General features: G+C 38.6%; 21 protein-coding genes. 15 read left to right on the forward strand and 6 right to left on the reverse strand.

Going from position 1 to position 19,168, the window contains the following annotated elements; all coding sequences use genetic code 11:
* Positions 1-79 precede the first annotated feature (79 nt).
* Together AC5YD2_RS00260 and mutM are read right to left on the reverse strand one after the other, a co-directional pair.
* A complete protein-coding gene (locus AC5YD2_RS00260; protein WP_496124389.1) occupies positions 80-361 on the reverse strand; it encodes a peptidylprolyl isomerase in 282 nt (93 codons plus the stop codon).
* Complete coding sequence (gene mutM, locus AC5YD2_RS00265) at positions 358-1,212, reverse strand: bifunctional DNA-formamidopyrimidine glycosylase/DNA-(apurinic or apyrimidinic site) lyase (RefSeq protein WP_496124390.1); 855 nt, start codon at positions 1,210-1,212, stop codon at positions 358-360. Before mutM ends, AC5YD2_RS00260 begins: the two co-directional genes overlap by 4 nt.
* A gap of 425 nt (positions 1,213-1,637) precedes the next feature.
* Here mutM and AC5YD2_RS00270 point away from each other — a divergent pair, with 425 nt between their 5' ends.
* The 3 genes from AC5YD2_RS00270 to AC5YD2_RS00280 all read left to right on the forward strand — a co-directional run bounded on the left by AC5YD2_RS00270 (position 1,638) and on the right by AC5YD2_RS00280 (position 5,176).
* Entirely contained in the window at positions 1,638-2,900 is a 1,263-nt protein-coding gene (locus tag AC5YD2_RS00270) for a carbohydrate porin (RefSeq protein ID WP_496124391.1), read from the forward strand.
* Between the two features lie 157 nt (positions 2,901-3,057).
* Entirely contained in the window at positions 3,058-4,167 is a 1,110-nt protein-coding gene (locus AC5YD2_RS00275) for an NADH:flavin oxidoreductase/NADH oxidase (RefSeq protein ID WP_496124392.1), read from the forward strand.
* An 88-nt stretch (positions 4,168-4,255) separates the two neighbouring features.
* Positions 4,256-5,176: an AEC family transporter gene (locus AC5YD2_RS00280; protein ID WP_496124393.1), complete on the forward strand. Its 921-nt coding sequence runs from the start codon at positions 4,256-4,258 to the stop codon at positions 5,174-5,176.
* Positions 5,177-5,333: 157 nt separating this feature from the next.
* Here AC5YD2_RS00280 and AC5YD2_RS00285 read toward each other — a convergent pair whose 3' ends face one another.
* Complete coding sequence (locus AC5YD2_RS00285) at positions 5,334-6,128, reverse strand: tetratricopeptide repeat protein (RefSeq protein WP_496124394.1); 795 nt, start codon at positions 6,126-6,128, stop codon at positions 5,334-5,336.
* A 313-nt stretch (positions 6,129-6,441) separates the two neighbouring features.
* On the opposite strand from AC5YD2_RS00285, the gene AC5YD2_RS00290 reads away from it, so the two are divergent.
* A complete protein-coding gene (locus AC5YD2_RS00290) occupies positions 6,442-6,690 on the forward strand; it encodes a hypothetical protein (RefSeq protein WP_496124395.1) in 249 nt (82 codons plus the stop codon).
* A gap of 389 nt (positions 6,691-7,079) precedes the next feature.
* Here the strand turns inward: AC5YD2_RS00290 and AC5YD2_RS00295 are convergent, their stop codons facing one another.
* The gene (locus AC5YD2_RS00295) at positions 7,080-7,442 is read right to left on the reverse strand and encodes a winged helix-turn-helix transcriptional regulator (RefSeq protein ID WP_496124396.1); all 363 of its coding nucleotides are present in this window, start codon (positions 7,440-7,442) and stop codon (positions 7,080-7,082) included.
* Positions 7,443-7,651: 209 nt separating this feature from the next.
* Between AC5YD2_RS00295 and AC5YD2_RS00300 the strand changes: the two genes are divergently transcribed.
* Together AC5YD2_RS00300 and AC5YD2_RS00305 are read left to right on the forward strand one after the other, a co-directional pair.
* Positions 7,652-8,509 (forward strand): SDR family oxidoreductase, encoded by an 858-nt coding sequence (locus tag AC5YD2_RS00300; protein ID WP_496124397.1) that lies wholly within the window; start codon positions 7,652-7,654, stop codon positions 8,507-8,509.
* A gap of 38 nt (positions 8,510-8,547) precedes the next feature.
* Positions 8,548-9,180: an NAD(P)H-dependent oxidoreductase gene (locus AC5YD2_RS00305; RefSeq protein ID WP_496124398.1), complete on the forward strand. Its 633-nt coding sequence runs from the start codon at positions 8,548-8,550 to the stop codon at positions 9,178-9,180.
* 90 nt (positions 9,181-9,270) lie between these two features.
* Here AC5YD2_RS00305 and AC5YD2_RS00310 read toward each other — a convergent pair whose 3' ends face one another.
* The gene (locus AC5YD2_RS00310) at positions 9,271-10,191 is read right to left on the reverse strand and encodes a TPM domain-containing protein (RefSeq protein WP_496124399.1); all 921 of its coding nucleotides are present in this window, start codon (positions 10,189-10,191) and stop codon (positions 9,271-9,273) included.
* Positions 10,192-10,294: 103 nt separating this feature from the next.
* The gene (gene ygfZ / locus AC5YD2_RS00315) at positions 10,295-11,020 is read right to left on the reverse strand and encodes a CAF17-like 4Fe-4S cluster assembly/insertion protein YgfZ (protein ID WP_496124400.1); all 726 of its coding nucleotides are present in this window, start codon (positions 11,018-11,020) and stop codon (positions 10,295-10,297) included.
* Between the two features lie 255 nt (positions 11,021-11,275).
* Between ygfZ and acnD the strand changes: the two genes are divergently transcribed.
* The 9 genes from acnD to AC5YD2_RS00360 all read left to right on the forward strand — a co-directional run bounded on the left by acnD (position 11,276) and on the right by AC5YD2_RS00360 (position 19,128).
* On the forward strand, positions 11,276-13,891 hold the full coding sequence (gene acnD, locus AC5YD2_RS00320; protein WP_496124401.1) for a Fe/S-dependent 2-methylisocitrate dehydratase AcnD: 2,616 nt from the start codon (positions 11,276-11,278) through the stop codon (positions 13,889-13,891).
* Positions 13,892-13,943: 52 nt separating this feature from the next.
* Positions 13,944-14,561 carry a hypothetical protein gene (locus AC5YD2_RS00325; RefSeq protein ID WP_496124402.1) on the forward strand — a complete coding sequence of 206 codons (618 nt, stop codon included), beginning with the start codon at positions 13,944-13,946 and terminating at the stop codon, positions 14,559-14,561.
* Positions 14,562-14,942: 381 nt separating this feature from the next.
* Positions 14,943-15,173, forward strand: coding sequence for an antitoxin (locus tag AC5YD2_RS00330; protein ID WP_496124403.1), 231 nt, complete (start codon positions 14,943-14,945; stop codon positions 15,171-15,173).
* Positions 15,173-15,592, forward strand: a complete 420-nt coding sequence (gene vapC / locus AC5YD2_RS00335; RefSeq protein ID WP_496124404.1) for a type II toxin-antitoxin system tRNA(fMet)-specific endonuclease VapC — start codon at positions 15,173-15,175, stop codon at positions 15,590-15,592. Before AC5YD2_RS00330 ends, vapC begins: the two co-directional genes overlap by 1 nt.
* Before the next feature lie 131 nt (positions 15,593-15,723).
* Positions 15,724-15,867 (forward strand): zinc ribbon-containing protein, encoded by a 144-nt coding sequence (locus AC5YD2_RS00340; RefSeq protein ID WP_004647987.1) that lies wholly within the window; start codon positions 15,724-15,726, stop codon positions 15,865-15,867.
* A gap of 126 nt (positions 15,868-15,993) precedes the next feature.
* Complete coding sequence (locus AC5YD2_RS00345; RefSeq protein ID WP_496124405.1) at positions 15,994-16,569, forward strand: DUF4126 domain-containing protein; 576 nt, start codon at positions 15,994-15,996, stop codon at positions 16,567-16,569.
* A 21-nt stretch (positions 16,570-16,590) separates the two neighbouring features.
* Entirely contained in the window at positions 16,591-17,277 is a 687-nt protein-coding gene (locus AC5YD2_RS00350) for a hypothetical protein (protein WP_496124406.1), read from the forward strand.
* 312 nt (positions 17,278-17,589) lie between these two features.
* Positions 17,590-17,796: a hypothetical protein gene (locus AC5YD2_RS00355; RefSeq protein WP_496124407.1), complete on the forward strand. Its 207-nt coding sequence runs from the start codon at positions 17,590-17,592 to the stop codon at positions 17,794-17,796.
* A gap of 978 nt (positions 17,797-18,774) precedes the next feature.
* Positions 18,775-19,128: a hypothetical protein gene (locus AC5YD2_RS00360; RefSeq protein ID WP_496124408.1), complete on the forward strand. Its 354-nt coding sequence runs from the start codon at positions 18,775-18,777 to the stop codon at positions 19,126-19,128.
* Positions 19,129-19,168: the final 40 nt, after the last annotated feature.

Consider the following 19,168-nt stretch of genomic DNA (forward strand, 5'->3'; position numbering starts at 1 on the left):
CGTTTTTTATGTCTTAAATCTAACCTAACAAAACAGATGTTTAGGATTTGAGATTGTAAATGACTTCAAATGTAGAGGATTAATCCATTCGAAATTTAATTTCTAAAAGGTGCCAACCAAACTGACTTTTGATTGGGCCATGTAGTTCACGCTCAGGTAGGGTGAAAACGGCTTTATCAATCGGTGTGACGAGTTGTCCTTTTTTAATCTCGCCCAATTCCCCCCCTTTTTTACTAGAAGGACAGGTCGAATGTTGTTTTGCTATCTTTGCAAAGTCTGAACCTGCTTTGATTTTTTTCTTCAGTTGTTCGCATAACTCTTTGTCTTTAACCAAAATATGTCGAACGATGGCAGATTTCATGCTTTGCTTCCTTTGGGAGATTTCTTCACAGCTATTTTAACCTTTTTGAGTGGTTGGCACTGTGGACAGAATACAGAAGCGCGTTGACCCAGTTTTAGGTTTTCTAAAGTGGTTTCGCAGTTGACACACATTTCACCTGAACGACCATATGCCAATAAGGTTTGTTGGAAATAACCATTTTCACCCATCGCATTGGTATAGTCACGTAGTGTCGAACCACCTAAGTCTATCGCCTGTTTGAGAATCCGTTTTACTTCAATGACCAATTTTTCAATTTGATCTCGACTCAAACTCGAAGCAGGTTGTGCGGGATGAATACCTAAATTGAATAGGCTTTCAGTGGCATAGATATTCCCCACACCGACAACAATATGATTGTCCATAATCGCCACTTTGGCACCCACATTTTTGTTCTTAAATTTTGAAGCGAGATAGTCTGCATTAAATGCATCACTGAGGGGTTCAGGGCCAAGCGTGTCGATGAGTTTGGTCTGAGAGTATTCATCAAGCCAAAGAATACAGCCAAAACGACGAGGATCATGATAGCGAAGCTGAATATCATCAAACTGAATGACCAAATGATCATGCTTGCGTAATTCATCGTGAGAATCACATAGTCTGAAACTGCCTGACATTCCCAAGTGCCATAGCATGGTGTCGTGTTCAAACTGAGCCAAAATATACTTTGAACGACGTGTTAAGTTCAGCAACTTTTGACCTTGAAGTTTTTGAATATCGTCAGGAATTGGCCATCGTAAACTGGATTGATAAACCTGTACGGATTGAACTGTTTGATCAATTAACGGCGTCAAACTGGTTTTGGTGGTTTCGACTTCGGGTAATTCGGGCATGTGAATCAATGTGAAAATAGAATGGGTTTAATATTGGGTTGTTTAAAGAAGAATACAAGTCTTGAACATTTGTTCAGAATTGTAGTGCTTTATGAAAGGCTGGAATTGATAATGAAATGATGCATCTAACTGTAAACTTTGGTCGATATAGCTCAATATTTCGAATGTGAAGTATAGATGCTATGAATTATTTTTTTACTCAAGTCTCTGTTTAATATTATAAAATATTTTAATTTAAATAAAAAATTATACTTAAAAATCAATTCATAAAAAAAAGTTTTATTAATAATAAAAATTTTACTGAGACGATTCATTAAAAAATCGTTAACTTTCTCCTGAATATTGGGATAAGTCATTGTGCTTAACTCCAATGCACTGACTCAAAAGTCGCTCTCTCTTTCCAGTTGTTGTTTTAGGTTATTGTAATGAAAAAATTAAATCTCGCTATTTTACCATTGATGATGGTTGCAATGACGCAAGTACATGCAGAACAAGCATTCGATCCTAAAGGACAATATCTATTTGGCGATTGGGATGGAAAGCGTACTGAACTCGCACAACAAGGGATTAAGTTTGAAGCCAATGCTTTGACCGATACAGCCTATCTTGCGGATGGTGGTCGTGATTCAGGCGAGAGTCCAAATACCTCTGCACAGTTTTGGTTAGGCACACAACTTGATTTAGAAAAACTTGCAGGTTGGGATGGAGTGACTGTGCGAGCTGTGATGACAGCACGTCAAGGTCAGAGTACTTCAGTTCGTGATCTTCAAGATCCGCTTGCTCCGCAGATGGCAAATGCTCAAGGCACTTTCGGGCGTGGTAACCAAGACAGCCGTTTAACTGAGCTTTCGATTGAAAAGAATTTTAAAGATCAGGGTTTAAGCATTAAAGCGGGACGCTTGGGTCTTGGTATGGACTTTAATGTGATGGCTTGTGATTTTGCAAGTACTGCATTCTGTGCTGCTCAGATGGGTAAGTGGCAAGGCAACATTTGGATGAACACCCCTGTGGCTCAGTGGGGAGCACGTGTGAAACAGCAACTCAACCCAGAACTTGCAGTACAAGTGGGTGTTTATGAATTTAACCCTGATAATGGAAATGGAGCAGCAGAAGGTCAGGGGTGGAGTCTGGACACGGATCATGCAGATGGTGTAACCATTCCAGTAGAAGTCGTTTGGACACCAAAATCATGGTTGAATGATTTACCAGGGAGCTACCGTGTTGGTGGTATGTATAACACGGCTGATGATGCTAAAAATCAAAAAGATATTATCAGTGGTGAAGCTGAAGATCGTACTTTTGCAGGTTGGTTAGCGGTAGAGCAACAACTCACTTCAACAGGTTCAGGTCGTCAAGGTTTACATTCATTTGCGAACTTTACTTGGCATGATCGTACCACCAATAAAGTGGATAATTCTCAACAGCTGGGTGTGAAATATATTGGTTTAATACAGTCTCAACCTAACGACATTCTGGGTTTAGCTGTTAACCGTGTGCATGTCAATAATCGTTTGAATCAAAATATATTTGACGCAAGTGCAGAATATAACGTCGAGTTAAACTATAGCTATAATCAGACCAAGTGGTTAATGTTACGTCCAAATGTTCAATATGTGATTAATCCAGGTTCAACTAATCGTGTAGACAATGCATTGGTTCTTGGTTTAGGGACTCGCGTTATTTTCTAAGCGTGATGATCTCCAAATAGAAAGTGGTTTACTGATTTCTATTTAGCGAACAAACAATAAAAAACAGGTTCAGTAGAACCTGTTTTTTATTGATAACAAGGTTGAAATTCATCCTGATTGTTTGCTATAGCTGTGAGTTCGCACAAGGAGAGTACAGATGTCACAATTATTTCAATCGATACGCTTTGGATTCTTGAACCTCAGTAATAAAATTATCATTGCACCAATGTGTCAGTATTCAGCAAATGAGCAAGGAGAATTGAGCTACTGGCATGAACAGCAGTGGGCGAATTATGCTTTATCTGGTGCGGGAATGTGTATTATTGAGGCTACAGCGGTTCAGGCTGAAGGGCGTATCAGTTATGCAGACTTAGGCTTATGGAATGACTTACAACGTGCTCAAATTAAAGCGTTGCTCACCCAAGTAAAATCATTATCTCCTATGCCATTTGGAATTCAATTGGCGCATGCTGGGCGCAAGGCATCGACAGATCGTCCTTGGTTAGGGCGAGGTCAATTAACACCTGAACATGAACAAGGATGGCAAACGGTTTCTGCTAGCGCTATTCCTTTTGGGTCGCAAGATTTAGCTCCTCACGAACTCACCATCGATGAAATTCAAAAACTGATCAACGACTTTGTTGCTGCTGCAGTTAGAGCTGTAGATGCTGGTTTTGATCTCATTGAAATCCATGCAGCGCATGGCTATCTGCTACACCAATTTATGTCACCTTTATCCAATCAACGCACGGATGAATATGGTGGAAGTTTTGAAAATCGGATACGTCTAACCTTAGAAGTCGTACAAGCCATCCAAAATGCAGTACCCGAAGATTATCCAGTAGGCATACGCATTTCTGCAACTGATTGGATGGAACATACAGAGAGTTGGGATATCGAGTCGAGTATTGGCTTATCAAAAGCCTTAGAGCAACTGGGGGTGGTATATATCCATGTGTCGAGCGGTGGATTACATGAACAGCAAAACATTCAAATTGGTGCGGGATATCAAGTTCCATTTGCAGAGGCAATTAAAAAGAATGTCACCATACCTGTGATTGCTGTGGGATTGATTACTGAGCCTCAGCAAGCAGAAGACATTCTACAATGTCAACAAGCGGATGCCATTGCAATCGCAAGAGCCATTTTATATGAGCCTCGTTGGCCTTGGCATGCAGCAGTTGCATTAGGTGATGAAATCGCCATCAGTCCACAATACTTGCGTTGTCAGCCGCATGGCGTAAAATCACGCTTTAAAGCATTTTGATTCTTTTCTATTTTAGACACTCGCCTTATTTCTGATGTGATGAATCAACCACAGAAATAAGGCTTTTGTGCATGTTGGACATGTCGTAATGATATTTCAGGTCATTGTACCCATCTTCTTTTTATTGGCGCTTGGTTACTGCACTGTAAAATTAAATTTGCTGACCCAAGAGCAAGTGAAAGCGGTGGGTGCTTTTGTGATTAGAATTGCATTGCCTGCGCTTTTACTTCACTCACTTGCTGCGAAAGACTTACATGAAATATGGTTACCCCAGTTTTTTTGGGTGTATAGCCTAGCAACAACGGCACTTTTTATAACTGCTTATTTTGTCGTCACACGGGTTTATCAAAACAATTCTAGCCATGCTGCCGTATTATCATTGGGTGCGTGTATGTCAAATACTGGTCTCATTGGAACGGCGGTGCTGACATTATTAATGGGTCAAAAAGGCATGACCTATATTTCATTGGTGGTCATTTTAGAAAGTGTAGTGTTGATTCCTGTGGTACTGATTTTGGCGGAGATGAATAGTAAGACCCATGTTTCCGTGCTCAAAATTATCAAAGAAATGTTGACTACGCTGCTCAAAAATCCGCTGTTTATGAGTGTGGTACTCGGTATTTCTTTATCAATTTTAGACTTTAAAATCCCTTTACTGATCGATCAATCTCTGACCTTACTTGGGCAGGCGGCTTCTCCTCTTGCATTATTTAGTATCGGTGGTGGGATTGTCGGGATGACCCTAAAATACGTCAATGCACAAACTTTTTATTTGGTATTTTCAAATAATATCGTCATGCCACTATTGGTATTTTTGGGATTAAGTTATCTGACTGATGCCAGTGAAGAGATGATTTATGCAGGAACCATTATTGCCGCTTTGCCGATGCCGACCATTTTCGGTATGTTGGGTCAAGCATATGGGCTAGATGATAAAGCCATGACCCCATTGTTAATGAGTACTATTGTCGGTTTTGCTATGACCAGTGGGATTATTGCATTGATCTAATGGCATTGATCTAATGGCATTGATTTGATGATTATATGGATTGAGTTATATCATTATTTAAATCAGATTTTTAAAAGATGCCATTAAAAAAACTCCATCAACGATAGATGGAGTTTTTATTCAACTTAAAAATAAATATCGAAATTTATGGTTTAAATTAAGACTTGGCTTTCGGTGGATTCTTGGCTTTTTCAGCAATCGCTTTATTTACAATGTCTAATTTTTCTTTTGCCGTAGGCACGTTTTGTTGTGCTAAAGCAGTAAAAATTTTCTTCGCTTCCGGTAGGTTTTGGGTCACGATATCACCATTGGCATACATATTCGCAACCGACAACAGCGCAGGGATAAAGTTCTTTTGTGCTAAGGATGAAATCGAGTTAAGCGCTTTGTCGCCTAAAGCACGATTGTTGGTTTTCGCAGCGACAGATAAATCATAGATCGCTTTTGAGTACAGTGCTGAATAACTGCCTTTTTTGATTAAAGGATCAAGTTTTTGTAAGGCTTGCTTATCCGTTTCAGGTTTACCTTGAGCAAATAAAATGACCGCTTGTTCTACAATCGCTTCTTCAAAACCTTGTTTGGCTGCTTTTTCTAGATATTCAGTAGCTTTGGCTGGATTCTTTGTCAAACCTAAACTACCCGCTGCATACCCTTGTGACAAGATATAGTTTGCCAAAGCATAGCCTTGTTGACCTGCTTGATCATAAAGTGCCACAGCTTTTTTAGAATCTTGCTTGGTGCCTTTACCCGTTTGAGTTAAATAGCCTAAATTATACGTGGCTTGACCATTTCCAGCTTTAGAAAGCGTTTCAAGTTCTTTATAAGCCTGTTCAAAATTATTGGCTTTGATGAGGGTTTCAATTTTTGCAAATTGTGGATCTACAACAGGTGTATTTGCCATCGCAAACGTGCTTGATACCGCAAGCAATGCTCCACATAGAATTTTTTTCATTTTTTGACCTTTATACTTGGCTTTCTACAACAATTGTTTCTAAATCCATTTATTCAATGAAAAGAGGTTTCTAAATTACATTTTTATCATAGTCGCTATTGTGTGAATGTAAATATAGAAAATGTACCTATATTGACGCACTCTATTCATATTTGTGCGCTCATTTTTGTATGTACTCAGCATTTATCTTACTCGATGATGTTTTAAATGAATCCGATGCAGTTGATTATTTGGTCATTATTTAATGTTTTTAGGCTAGGTTTCAGGTGTTGAGTCTGTTTAAATACCCATCTGTATCGCTTGTGAGAAAACCATGTTTGTAAAAGGCATTAAACGTAATTATTTAAAAGTTCTTGAAGATGATTCGATTCCTGATGAAGAAAAAATTGATGCGCTTTTAATGAAGCTTGGTGCTGACTATTTGGTGAGTAAAGACGACCGTGTCTATGTTTTCAAAAACGGCGATGCTGAAGCCAAATTTGATGCAAAGCATGCGCGTGCATATCATTTTAAAGATTATGTTGTGAAAGATATGAATAAGTTATTCCACGACTTTAACTAACCCGAATCGTGGATAAGGATTTTTCTTTAAAATCATAAGCTCAATGTAATTTTATGATCAGTTTTTAGTGTTATCAGACCAAAGCATAGACTTTTTTATGCTCAAAATGATGGATAAGTCTCAAGATGAATGATCTCATTTCTTTAAGCAGGATTCGGGTTAACTAAAGTATTTCTCTCAGGCTTTTGGTATGCCCAAGAGCCTTTCACTTAGATTGAACTCAACTGGATTCAATCAATCGAATTCAAAGCTTTAAAACGGTGGGTTAAAGCATTGGTTAAAACGTTAAAATTTGAGTTACGGTATACGTGGAGTTTATCCATTTAAGTTTTTATCATTTAATGATTGTTTCGCTGTGATTGACCATCAAGAATAAAGACTTAGATGATTTATGGTGACTGTCTTTCACGATGTAATTGTCCCCACGTCGCCATTTGTACCATTAAACCTTCTAGCGCTCTGCCTGAAGGGGTTAAATCATACATCGCAATCTTTCGTCCTGTAGCCACTTCATTCATTTCTATTTTCATGACCACGTCGTTTAATTCTAATTCTTTGAGTTCTTTAGAGATCATCCGAGGGGTAATGCCTTGGAGCAAACGTTCTATATCATTGAAGCGTCGAGGTTGCTTAATCATAGTAGCAACAATCGCCAATTTCCATTTGCCATTGATTACATTGGTGGCGTTTTTCAAGGCAACGATAAAGGCAACATTGCATTCATCTTCTAATTTAAGGTTATTTTCATTCATATCATAATTCTTTTGAATCAATAGATTATAAACGGATGATTATGTCGTATACGCTAAGAATAAAACGCGTTTAAAGCACTATACTTTTGTATAGTGAATATGCCCCATAAAATTCTTATAACTAAGCCTAACTTTTAAATGATCGATCTAGATCTGTATAGATATTAAATCCAGCAGATCGATCAACACAAGAATGATAGGTGAAAACAATGATTTTAGTCACGGGTGCGACAGGTAACTTAGGTGAGCATGTGGTCTCACATTTGAAACAACATTTGAGCTTAGACCAATTTGCTGTATTGGCACGCAATATTGATAAAGCACAAGCCTATGTCGAACAAGGCATAGAAGTACGCTTGGGCGATTTTGATGAACCAGAAAATTTGGTCAAAGCATTTGCGGGGGTGAGCAAATTACTTCTCATTTCAACCATGGATATGAACCGCTTACAACAACATAAAAATGTAGTCGATGCTGCCAAGCAAGCTGGCGTTCGGCATATTATTTATACAGGTTTAGCGATACAAGATATAGAAACTTCAGCCATAAAAGATTTGATGATCAGTCACTTTGAAACTGAAGATTACATTCGTGAACGTGGACTTTTGTATACCTTTGCACGAAATACAATGTATGCAGAGGCAATTCCACAAATTATTGGGGAAAACGCTGTAAAAACAGGAATTTCCGTTGCAGGCGGTGAAGGCAAAGTCCCTTATGTCACGCGTGCAGAACTGGGTGAAGCCATTGCAAATCTATTGCATCAAACGGGACATGAAAATCAAATCTACAATTTAGTCGGCAGTCAAGCCTATAGCTATCAAGACATTGCTGATCTTTTAGAAGAAATGAAGCAAACAACTGTCTCTTATCAAGATTTACCTGTCCAAAATTATCGTGAGCTTTTACAAAACATCGGATTGCCAGACTTTCTGATTTACCTCACACATGGCACGGTGCTTGATATCGCAAATCATCAATATGAAGTTGCAAGTACTGATTTAGAAAAACTATTAGGTCGTAAGAGTGCACCTTTAAAGAAATATCTAACAACCATCTACGCATAAAAATTGAAATTTAATTAATAAAATAGAGGAATCACTTCATGCAACTTTTAGATGCTTTAAAATGGCGCTACGCTACCAAACAAATGACTGGTGAGAAATTACCACAACAGATCGTGGATCAGATTTTAGAAGCTGCACGGTTAGCACCGACATCGGCAGGTTTGCAACCTTTCCATATCATCTCTATTAGTAACCAAGAACTTAAAGAAAAAATCGCTCCAGTTGCTTTAAACCAACCTCAAATTACGCAATCCTCGCATTTATTGGTATTCACCTCATGGGACACGATTCCAGATGAGCGTATTGATGAACGCTATAATTCAATGAACCGCGAACGGAATTTGCCTTTAGATACGACCATGGATGTGGTACAAAATTTGAAAAACTTATTTGCCACATTTACTGAAGAACAGCAATATCACCATACAGCGAAGCAAGCGCATATTGGGTTTGGTATGGCGATTGCGGCTGCGGCAGAATTGGGTGTAGATGCAACACCGATGGAAGGCTTTGATAAAGATGGGTTGGATGAACTATTAGGCTTAAAAGAAAAAGGCTTAAAATCAGTGGTTTTATTGGCTTTAGGTCGTCGGAATCCTGAAAAAGATTGGTTATTGGGTTTAAAGAAATTCCGTATTTCTAAAGAAGAATTTGTGACCGATATTCAATAGTATTAGGTGTTGTTGAGAAGAAAAAAGACCACATGAATGTGGTCTTTTTTCTTCTATATGCTCAGTATGCTAGGTTTTTTTTAATTAAATCTACCATGAACCTGAAGCACCGCCACCGCCAGAGCTTCCGCCTGAATCACGTGGAGTTGAGGACGCTTTTGAGGATGAAGAGGGATTAAGATTGAATGTTGAACCTGAAGATGATTTTTGCTCTTTTGGGGCGGTCAGTTTGCTATATGGTTCAAAGGGACGTTCACGGTTTTTTTTGACTCTTATATATTGCTTACCATCCGTACCGATCACGATCTCAGGTAGTGGCGTCTTGGCTTTGTTGCTGTTTCTAAAATATAAGAACAGCAGCAGAAAGGGAATCGCACAGATTAAGCCACTGATGCCATAAAGCATGAGAATCAAAATCATTGTGCCCAATGAATACTCTTCATCTGCATTCAATTCCACTTCATTTTCTGTGTGTGATAAATCGTTGTTTTTATTTAAACTAGAAACACTTCTGAACACCGAATTCATCGCGATTTGGATACCATCGTAATATTGGTGCTGTTGAAAATAGGGTGCAAGATCGTGTCGAATGATTCGTCCTGCCTCGATATCCGTCAGTTCTCCTTCCAAACCATACCCCACCTCAAAACGCATCTTGCGCTCATCTTTGGCGATTACCAGTAATAACCCATTATCGAGTTTTTCATTGCCAATTTTGAGCGTATTAAAAATATCAAGCGCATATTGTTCGACAGATTCATTATCTGTTGTGGGAATCATTAAAATTTTAAAATCGATATTTTTTTCTTTATAAAGTAGTTCATTTTGCTGTTGAAGGTGTTGGATTTGATCAATGGTGAGCGTTTGTGTTGTGTCAACGATGTGGTCTTTTTTAAGTTGTTCTAATACTGAAGAATTAATCTCGGCATAAGTTAATGTAGTACTGATGAGACTCAACAAAAGGACAAAAAAACGAACTATAAAATGGTGATACGAGGCATTGGAAAACATTATTTTTATAAATCTTTTTCTTAATATGTTTTGATTTTAATTTGCTGAAATAAAAAAGCCAAACAACTTTTGTTATTTGGCTTTATTTTCAAATTTGCAATGATCAATTAGGACGAGCTACATCACCATTTAAGTATTCTGGTAAGTCTAAAACTGTAATATCACTTAATTCAGCCAATGCATCAGGGCGTGCCACCACCAGTGCGACATAACCATTGTCAATCGCTGTGCTATTCACCACCTGAACATGAGCATGGAGTTGTTCGGCTTGAGCAGGGGCAGTCCCTGTGCCTTGAATCGCATGTAACCATGCTTTTGGCTTTGCTTTAAACCATAAACGAGCAATGACTTCCTGACCCAAGTAACAGCCTTTGTCATAGTGAACGCCTTCACGTTGATGCAAACGCAATTCCTGTGGTTGGAACACATGCTCAATCGCTTGATTGATATAAGCTTGACCGTTTTGAATGGCTTGAACTTCCCAAGCATGAACATCGGTTACATCGGTAGAAAAAGTGGTAATGCCATCATTGAGCGTTGGATAAACTTGACCTGTTTCTTCAAGCTTTATTTTTGAAAAAGCGCCAAACTTTTGAATATGCTTCGCAAATTCTTCAGCTTGATCGGCAGTGGTCACAATCTCAAAGCTTTCTGAGTTTAACTTGGTTAACCATAAACCAAAGTGAATACGACCTTTTAAATCGCAGATTGCAGTATAACGAGTCTGATTTTCTTCAAGACGTTCAACGTGTAAAGTCACTTGACCTTGAAGAAATTTTTGTGCATCTACACCATTTAAGGTGAATGAGGAGAAAGCTAAAGTGCTCATTTATTCATCTCACGAATCAAGTCTAATACTAAAGAATTATCCTAATTTTCCACTATTTTCAGCAAAAAAGCACATTTAGAGCATTTATACTAAGATTTCTGTAACTAATTATTTCAAAAACCCTGATTTTTATACTTAACTATATGAAATATATAAAATTTGGGAAATGGACTTTTGACAGCGTACAATGCCTAAAACTTGATTGATTCCAATCGAAAAGAAAGATAGCTAGAAAAGTGATAAGGCAGGTAAGCAATGAATAACAATTATCGTAAACCACTGCAGGGTACCCAGCTTGAATACTATGACGTGCGTCAAGCCGTAGAAGATATTCAGCCAGGCGCATATGCGAAACTTCCATACACCTCAAAAGTCTTGGCTGAACAATTGGTACGCCGTTGTGATCCTGCCATTTTAGAGCAATCTTTAAAAGAACTGATTTACTCGAAACAAGACCACGATTTTCCATGGTATCCAGCGCGTGTGGTGTGTCACGACATTCTAGGTCAAACCGCATTGGTTGACTTGGCAGGTTTACGTGATGCGATTGCAGAACAAGGGGGAGATCCATCAAAAGTCAATCCTGTTGTACCAACACAACTCATTGTTGATCACTCATTAGCAGTAGAGTTTGGCGGTTTTGACCCAGATGCATTTGAGAAAAACCGTGCGATTGAAGACCGTCGTAACGAAGACCGTTTCCATTTTATTGAGTGGACCAAAACAGCTTTTGAAAATGTGGATGTGATTCCTGCGGGTAACGGCATCATGCACCAAATTAACTTGGAGAAAATGTCTCCAGTGATTCAAAACCGTGGTGGCATCGCTTATCCAGATACTTGTGTCGGTACAGATTCACATACCCCGCATACCGATGCGCTCGGTGTGATTTCGATTGGTGTAGGCGGACTCGAGGCTGAAAATGTGATGCTCGGCCGTGCATCGTGGATGCGTCTACCTGACATCATTGGTGTGGAATTGGTTGGTCAGCGTAAGCCGGGCATTACAGCAACCGATATCGTATTGGCTTTAACCGAGTTCTTACGTAAAGAGCGTGTGGTCGGTGCCTATCTTGAGTTCTTTGGTGAAGGTGCGGACAGCATGTCAGTGGGGGATCGTGCAACGATCTCGAACATGACCCCTGAATACGGTGCAACGGCTGCGATGTTCTATATCGACCAAAACACCATTGATTACTTAACCCTGACTGGTCGTGAACCTGAGCAAGTGAAACTTGTAGAAAGCTATGCCAAAGAAATTGGTCTTTGGGCAAGTGACATGACTGGGGCGCAATATCCACGTGTGCTTCGTTTTGATTTATCGACTGTGACTCGTAATATTGCAGGTCCATCAAACCCACATGCACGTGTGTCCACCTCTGACTTAAAAGCCAAAGGCATTGCAGGGAATTTAGATGCGGCTCGTGCTCAAGAAGCTGAAGGTTTAATGCCTGATGGTGCAATCATCATTGCAGCCATTACTTCATGTACCAATACCTCAAACCCACGTAATACGGTTGCAGCAGGATTGCTTGCACGTAAAGCCAACGAGTTGGGCTTAGTGCGTAAACCTTGGGTGAAATCATCATTTGCACCGGGGTCTAAAGCAGCTGCGCTTTACTTAGAAGAAGCAGGTGTACTCAAAGATTTAGAAAAATTGGGCTTTGGTATCGTGGCCTATGCATGTACCACGTGTAACGGCATGTCAGGTGCACTCGATCCAAAAATCCAACAAGAAATTATTGAACGTGACCTATACGCGACAGCGGTATTGTCAGGTAACCGCAACTTTGATGGTCGTATCCATCCTTATGCAAAACAAGCATTCTTGGCATCGCCTCCGCTTGTGGTTGCGTATGCGATTGCAGGCACCATCCGTTTTGACATTGAAACGGATTCATTAGGAAATGATAAAGATGGCAATCCAATTTACCTCAAAGACATTTGGCCGTCTGATGAAGAAATTGATGCGTTAGTCAAGATAGCGGTGAAGCCTGAACAATTCAAAAAGATTTACATTCCAATGTTTGATTTGGGTGTGAATGAAAAAGCGATCAGTCCACTTTACGACTGGCGTCCGCAAAGTACCTATATCCGCCGTCCGCCGTATTGGGAAGGCGCACTTGCAGCACCGCGTACACTCGCCAATATGCGTCCGCTTGCGATTTTGGGTGACAACATCACCACCGACCATTTATCTCCATCGAATGCGATTGTTTTAGATTCTGCTTCAGGTGAATACTTGAAGAAAATGGGCTTGCCTGAAGAAGACTTTAACTCCTATGCAACGCATCGTGGCGATCACCTCACTACGCAACGTGCAACATTTGCCAACCCGAAACTGTATAACGAAATGGTGGTTCGCTCTGACGGCACCATTAAGCAAGGTTCGAAAGCGCGTGTCGAGCCTGAAGGCGAAGTGATGCGTATGTGGGAAGCGATTGAGACGTACATGAACCGTAAGCAACCGCTGATCATCATTGCGGGTAAGGACTATGGTCAAGGTTCGAGCCGTGACTGGGCTGCGAAAGGTGTTCGTCTTGCAGGGGTTGAAGCGATTGTCGCGGAAGGGTTTGAGCGTATTCACCGTACGAATCTTGTGGGGATGGGCGTGTTACCGCTTGAGTTTAAAGCGGGTATGGATCGTAAAACTTTCGGTTTTGATGGTACTGAGTTGTATAGCGTGATTGGTAACATTGCGCCTCGTTCGACTTTAACTTTGGTGGTTGAGCGTTCAACAGCGAATGGTCAAAATGAGATCTTGGAGATACCTGTAACGTGTCGTTTGGATACGGAAGAGGAAGTGTCTGTGTATGAAGCGGGTGGGGTGCTACAGCGCTTTGCACAGGATTTTTTAGAAGGGAATGTTTGATTAATAAAACATGATAAACCCTGTATTTTGTATACAGGGTTTAGGAGTATTTATGAATTTAAATTTCGAAGAAATTGTTCGGTTTGTAAAAGAGCATCTCTTATCTTTGATGATTGTATTATTCGTTATGGGTTCTATTATAGGAGGTCTAAGTTATAAATTGATCGAAGAATATAAAGAGCTAAATGGTGCTAAAGAAAAGTTTAATCAAGAAATGTTAACTAAAAGTGTTGAATTAGATCAGAAAGAATTAAATATTTTAAAAAGAGAACAAGAGTTAGGTATCAAAGAAAAAAACTTTAGTCAGCAGAGACAAGAGATTGAAAATAAACTTAATAGTTATAAAACTGAGACTGACTTAAAAATTCAAGACTATCAGTTAGATCTTGCACAATTAAAAATTCAAGAAAATGCACTAAGTGAAGAAGTTACCTTAAGACAAAGAGAACAACAAATTGAAAACTTAATTTCACAATTCACACGTTTGGGTGTTGATAGAAGTATTAATCCCAATTGTTTATCTTCAGAGGAAAAAAAAGCATATAATCAAGCAAATAATTTGTATAATGAAATACTTACAATTGCAAATAAAAATAATATGAAAGATAAATATTCAGATTTTTTTATTAAAAATAGTAGTGGTATTTTGGTATTTAGGTCTGGTTGTTAAATAATTTACAAAATTATCTTTGGTTAATCGACATCATTTGTGGAAATAGACGAGTATTAGCTCCATCAGAATTCGGTTGTAGTTCCTGCACCATTTCTAATAATTCTGTAGAACGATTGGTTCCAGCTGAAGCACTAGGAAAAGGCTTCTATTTTTTGCTTTTAGTGCGGTTCGCAAGTACTCAGAAATTAGTACTGATCGTTGCTAAAAAAAGGTAGTGAGTGGCAAAAGAATGCTTAATCAACCCGATTAAAATGATGCCCAACTGATTTAAAGTAAAGTACATTAAGAGGTAGGTTTTTAAACAAAAAAGAATATGATTGAAAATCACTCAATAAATACCTATCATAAGATATATATCAAAACTCATGGAGTCGCCGTATGACTACCGCAAAAGTTTTTATGACAGGGCGTAGCCAAGCTATTCGTTTACCTAAAGAGTTTCGCTTCGAAGGCAAAGAAGTCGAAATCTTTCGCCGTGGGGACGAAGTGATATTGCGCGAAAAACCTGTGACAGCAGACTATTTATTTAAAGTATTGGCACAAATGCCTGATGACTTTTATGCTGATGAAAGAGTGGATGAACCACCGCAAGGACGAGAAGAGTTCTAATGCCAACACAATATTTATTGGATACCAATATTTGTATCTACATCACCAAACATCAACCTGAAATCGTTTGTAAGCATTTTGAAAAACATTTACCGAATGGAAATATTTTTATTTCAGTGATTACATTAGGAGAATTACGTTTTGGTGCAGAAAAAAGCCAAAACAAAGCAAAAGCCTTACGTGTTATAGATGAATTAGTTTCAATTATTCCAGTGATTGAATTAGATGAAAATGTTGCAGAGCACTATGCACAGATTCGTAAAGACCTGACATCTAAAGGTCAAATTATTGGAAACAATGACTTATGGCTTGCAGCACATGCAAGAGCAAATAATTGGGTCATGGTGACGAATAATGAAAAAGAGTTTTTACGTGTTGAAGGACTAAATGTCGAAAATTGGGTCACTAAACCTACGTAAAGCAATCAAAATTTCGATTGTAAATATCACTTCGCCCAATCGACATCATCATCCGTCGAAATGGACAATAAAACATCATCATGAGTGGAGTATATTAGACTCACCATTTCTAATAACTACGGAGAACCAAGATGGTAACTGCTGGCTCAAAACCGGGAACAGGTTTCTATTTTTGCGTTCAGTGCGGACATCGCACTTACTTAGAAATTGGTACAGACCGTCTACCACCGTGTACCAAGTGCCAAGGCAATCAGTTTAACAACAAGAACGCCTAAGCCAACACACTAAAACAGCGATCCCTGTTTTAAATAAAAAGCCCTATTACTCCATAGGGCTTTTTTGTTATCTTTAAAACTAGACTTCAATCACAATAACCAACAAGAAAAACAGGAATCATCATCATGGAAACCATCTTAGGATTATGTATCGGCATTGGCTTAAGCGCAGCGTGTGGATTCCGTGTATTTGTCCCACTCCTCGTGATGAGTGTCGCATCCCTCATGGGCTGGTTTGAACCGATGAAAGGCTTTGATTGGTTGGCGATGCCATCAGTCTGTATCGCACTGGCTGTCGCAACCGTTTTTGAAATTGGAGCGTACTACATTCCTTGGGTCGATAACTTACTCGATACCATTGCCACACCCGCAGCACTGGTTGCAGGCACACTGACCACGATGGCAGCAGGCACAGGGGAAATGTCACAGTTTGCCAGTTGGGCATCGGCACTCATCGTCGGTGGTGGTACAGCAACTGCAGTACAAATGAGTACCGTAGCAGTTCGTGGACTTTCAACAGCAACGACAGGTGGTGTAGGCAATCCTGTGGTTTCAACAGGTGAATGGATCGGTGCATTTGTAGTGTCAATCTTGTCGCTCATCGTTCCTGTTTTAGTGGTGATCGTGTTTGTTATTGCATTGATTTGGGTGGTACGTTGGATTAGTCGTAAAAAAGCTGAGCAAGCAAGTACAACGATATAAATAGATTGAGTGGAGTTGGGTATGAAAGCATTTGTATGGATTTCGGTTGTTCTGTTCTCTTCTACATTGAGTGCGCAAACCGTTTTCACTGAAGAACAACTTCAACTCAAAGAAGATCAAGCCAAATATAAAAATCTCATTCCTGAAAAATACACATTATTTGAAGCTGTACATGGGGATCTCAATAAAGATGGCAAAGCTGATTTAGTCCTCATCGTCAAAGCGACAGATCCAACAAAATGGGTCAATGATGAATATAAAGGAAAGCTAGATCAAAACCGCCGTGGTGTGTTGGTCTTTCTGAATCAAAATGGCAAATATCAAAAATGGATGCAGAACTTAAACTGTTTTAGTTCAGATAATGAAGAGGGTGGTCTTTACTTCCCACCCGAGTTATATACCTCGATTGAAAAAGGATTTCTAAAATTCAACTATGCTCATGGGCGTTATGGCCATTGGAACTATACTTTTAGATTGGAAGGACAAGACTTCCGTTTAATTGGTTATGATCTATTTGAAAATCGTGGTCCTTATACAGACTACGTCACCAGTATTAACTTCCTTACTCAGAAGAAATTATTAAAAGAAAATATTAACTTAACAGACCGAGATAAGCCTGAGCGATTTAAAGAATCATGGTCGAAAATCAACATTGCACCAATACATTTATCAAAAATTAAAGACTTTGAAAACTTAGACTTTGATTAATTTAAGACTGATTAAAACTAAAATTTTGTTCAATAAATAATGTATCACTACTAACATAAACGAAAAAAAGTAATTGATAAGACATAGTGCTATTCGATATTGATTTAATGATTTTATTTAAAAGTTAAAATAATCAGTATTTTAAGTAATTTTATGAAGAGGAAAAATAGTTTAATATTTGTGCTATAAAAGATTGATTTATCCTTGTAAATCCCATATAAAAATTATGTAATTATAAAGACATAAAATTTATATGGGATTGTTGTTTTTGTGCATTTGCCATGAAAATTTGAAATGTAGGGGAGAAGACTAATGATCAAATATATCGTCGATGAAAATGCATTACCGAGTGGCGCTTATCAAATGCATAATGCAACACGAGGCTGTGAAGACATCCCCAATCTTAAAAACCAAATATTCATTGGCAACTTTGCCGATTGTGATCTTGCACTCAAACGTGCGCGTATGAATTGGCCCAGAGAAAAAGTCGTTCCATGCCCGAAATGCTGTGTAGACTAGTGATCTATAGATGGCTTTCTATTTATTTTGGAGATTTAGAGTTTAAATTAAGTCGATGCAATGAGGACTCGAACTCAACTGAACAAAATTGATGATTCATTCTATAAATCATCATTGGCAACAAGCACCTTATGTGAGTTAAGGTCGATATCAATTAAATGCAAAAGCGATACAGTTGCACGATGAGTTGGCGATGAATTCGTGGTGATCTTACAAAACACGGATCAAGCGGGCACAGAGAAATATGCAAAACGTCTTAGAGAGATTTTTGAAAGCGGATTAAAGCAGCGCTACGCTGTTGATTTCAGTACCGAGGTCGGTTATTCAATGAACTTCCTGCTAACCTTGATGAGGCCACCCATCTCACTGACCAGCTGATATACACATCAAAAGTAAAAGGTAAATCACAAACCACAATTCGAGTTGCATAATCTGTAATTGAAATCTTTGTATTAAAAATTCTCTTAAAAGGATGATTGTTGGTAAATAAAAGACTTATTTTGATTCATTTGGAAAATATTATTTAAAATTTAAACTAAAGTGAAAATATTTCTCAAATAGATTAAAAAATAGCGCATCTTAGGAAATTAATCCCGAACAACTTTGACTACTATATATATCAAGGGTGTGACGGGAATTGAAAAGAGTAGCATGCTGTTAGCGGCGCAAAACGCGAATGCAGTACTCACCCAAAAGGTCTCGATTCGACTTAGGACGCTATAGATTACCAATTTATAGGCACATGGTTATAACTTACAAAGTTATGCTCGTTGAAGTTAAACATTATGTTTTTCCCAACACCCTTAAAAATTCTGAAAGACAAAACCAATAAAAAAATAGAACCCATCAACATAAAAATCAAAACAACAACCTCCCTCAAGTAAAACGCCATCTTATATTTATTACAGCGCTATAAAATTGAAGTTATTTCAATCCATTGATAACATATGCACACAATTTACATTTTAAAATAATGATATGAAAAAATTAAAAACGATCATGCTCCTTTTGTTAACGCTTAATCTTTTTGCATGTGATCAAATCTCTAATATTCAAAAAAATGCAGATAATGCATTTGGTGATCAACATTTCAAAACAGCTATTTCATTAATCGAATTGCATAAAATAAGATATGGACAATATCCTGAAAATTTAGAGCAAATTAAATTTACGGGAAGTTGGGATTTGATGGCATTGCAATCAGTGAGCTATAAGCAAAATGCTGAAGGTTATGACCTAGACGTGGTAAATGGATGGGTTGGACAGCCTGAAATCAAATATCCCGATGAGTTTTGGCAAGGTTTAGGCATTCAACATAGCAATATGAAGTAATCAGTTTCATAGAATAAATGTGCTGGGCTGTCGAAGATTG

This window comes from Acinetobacter sp. CY73, assembly GCF_059515865.1.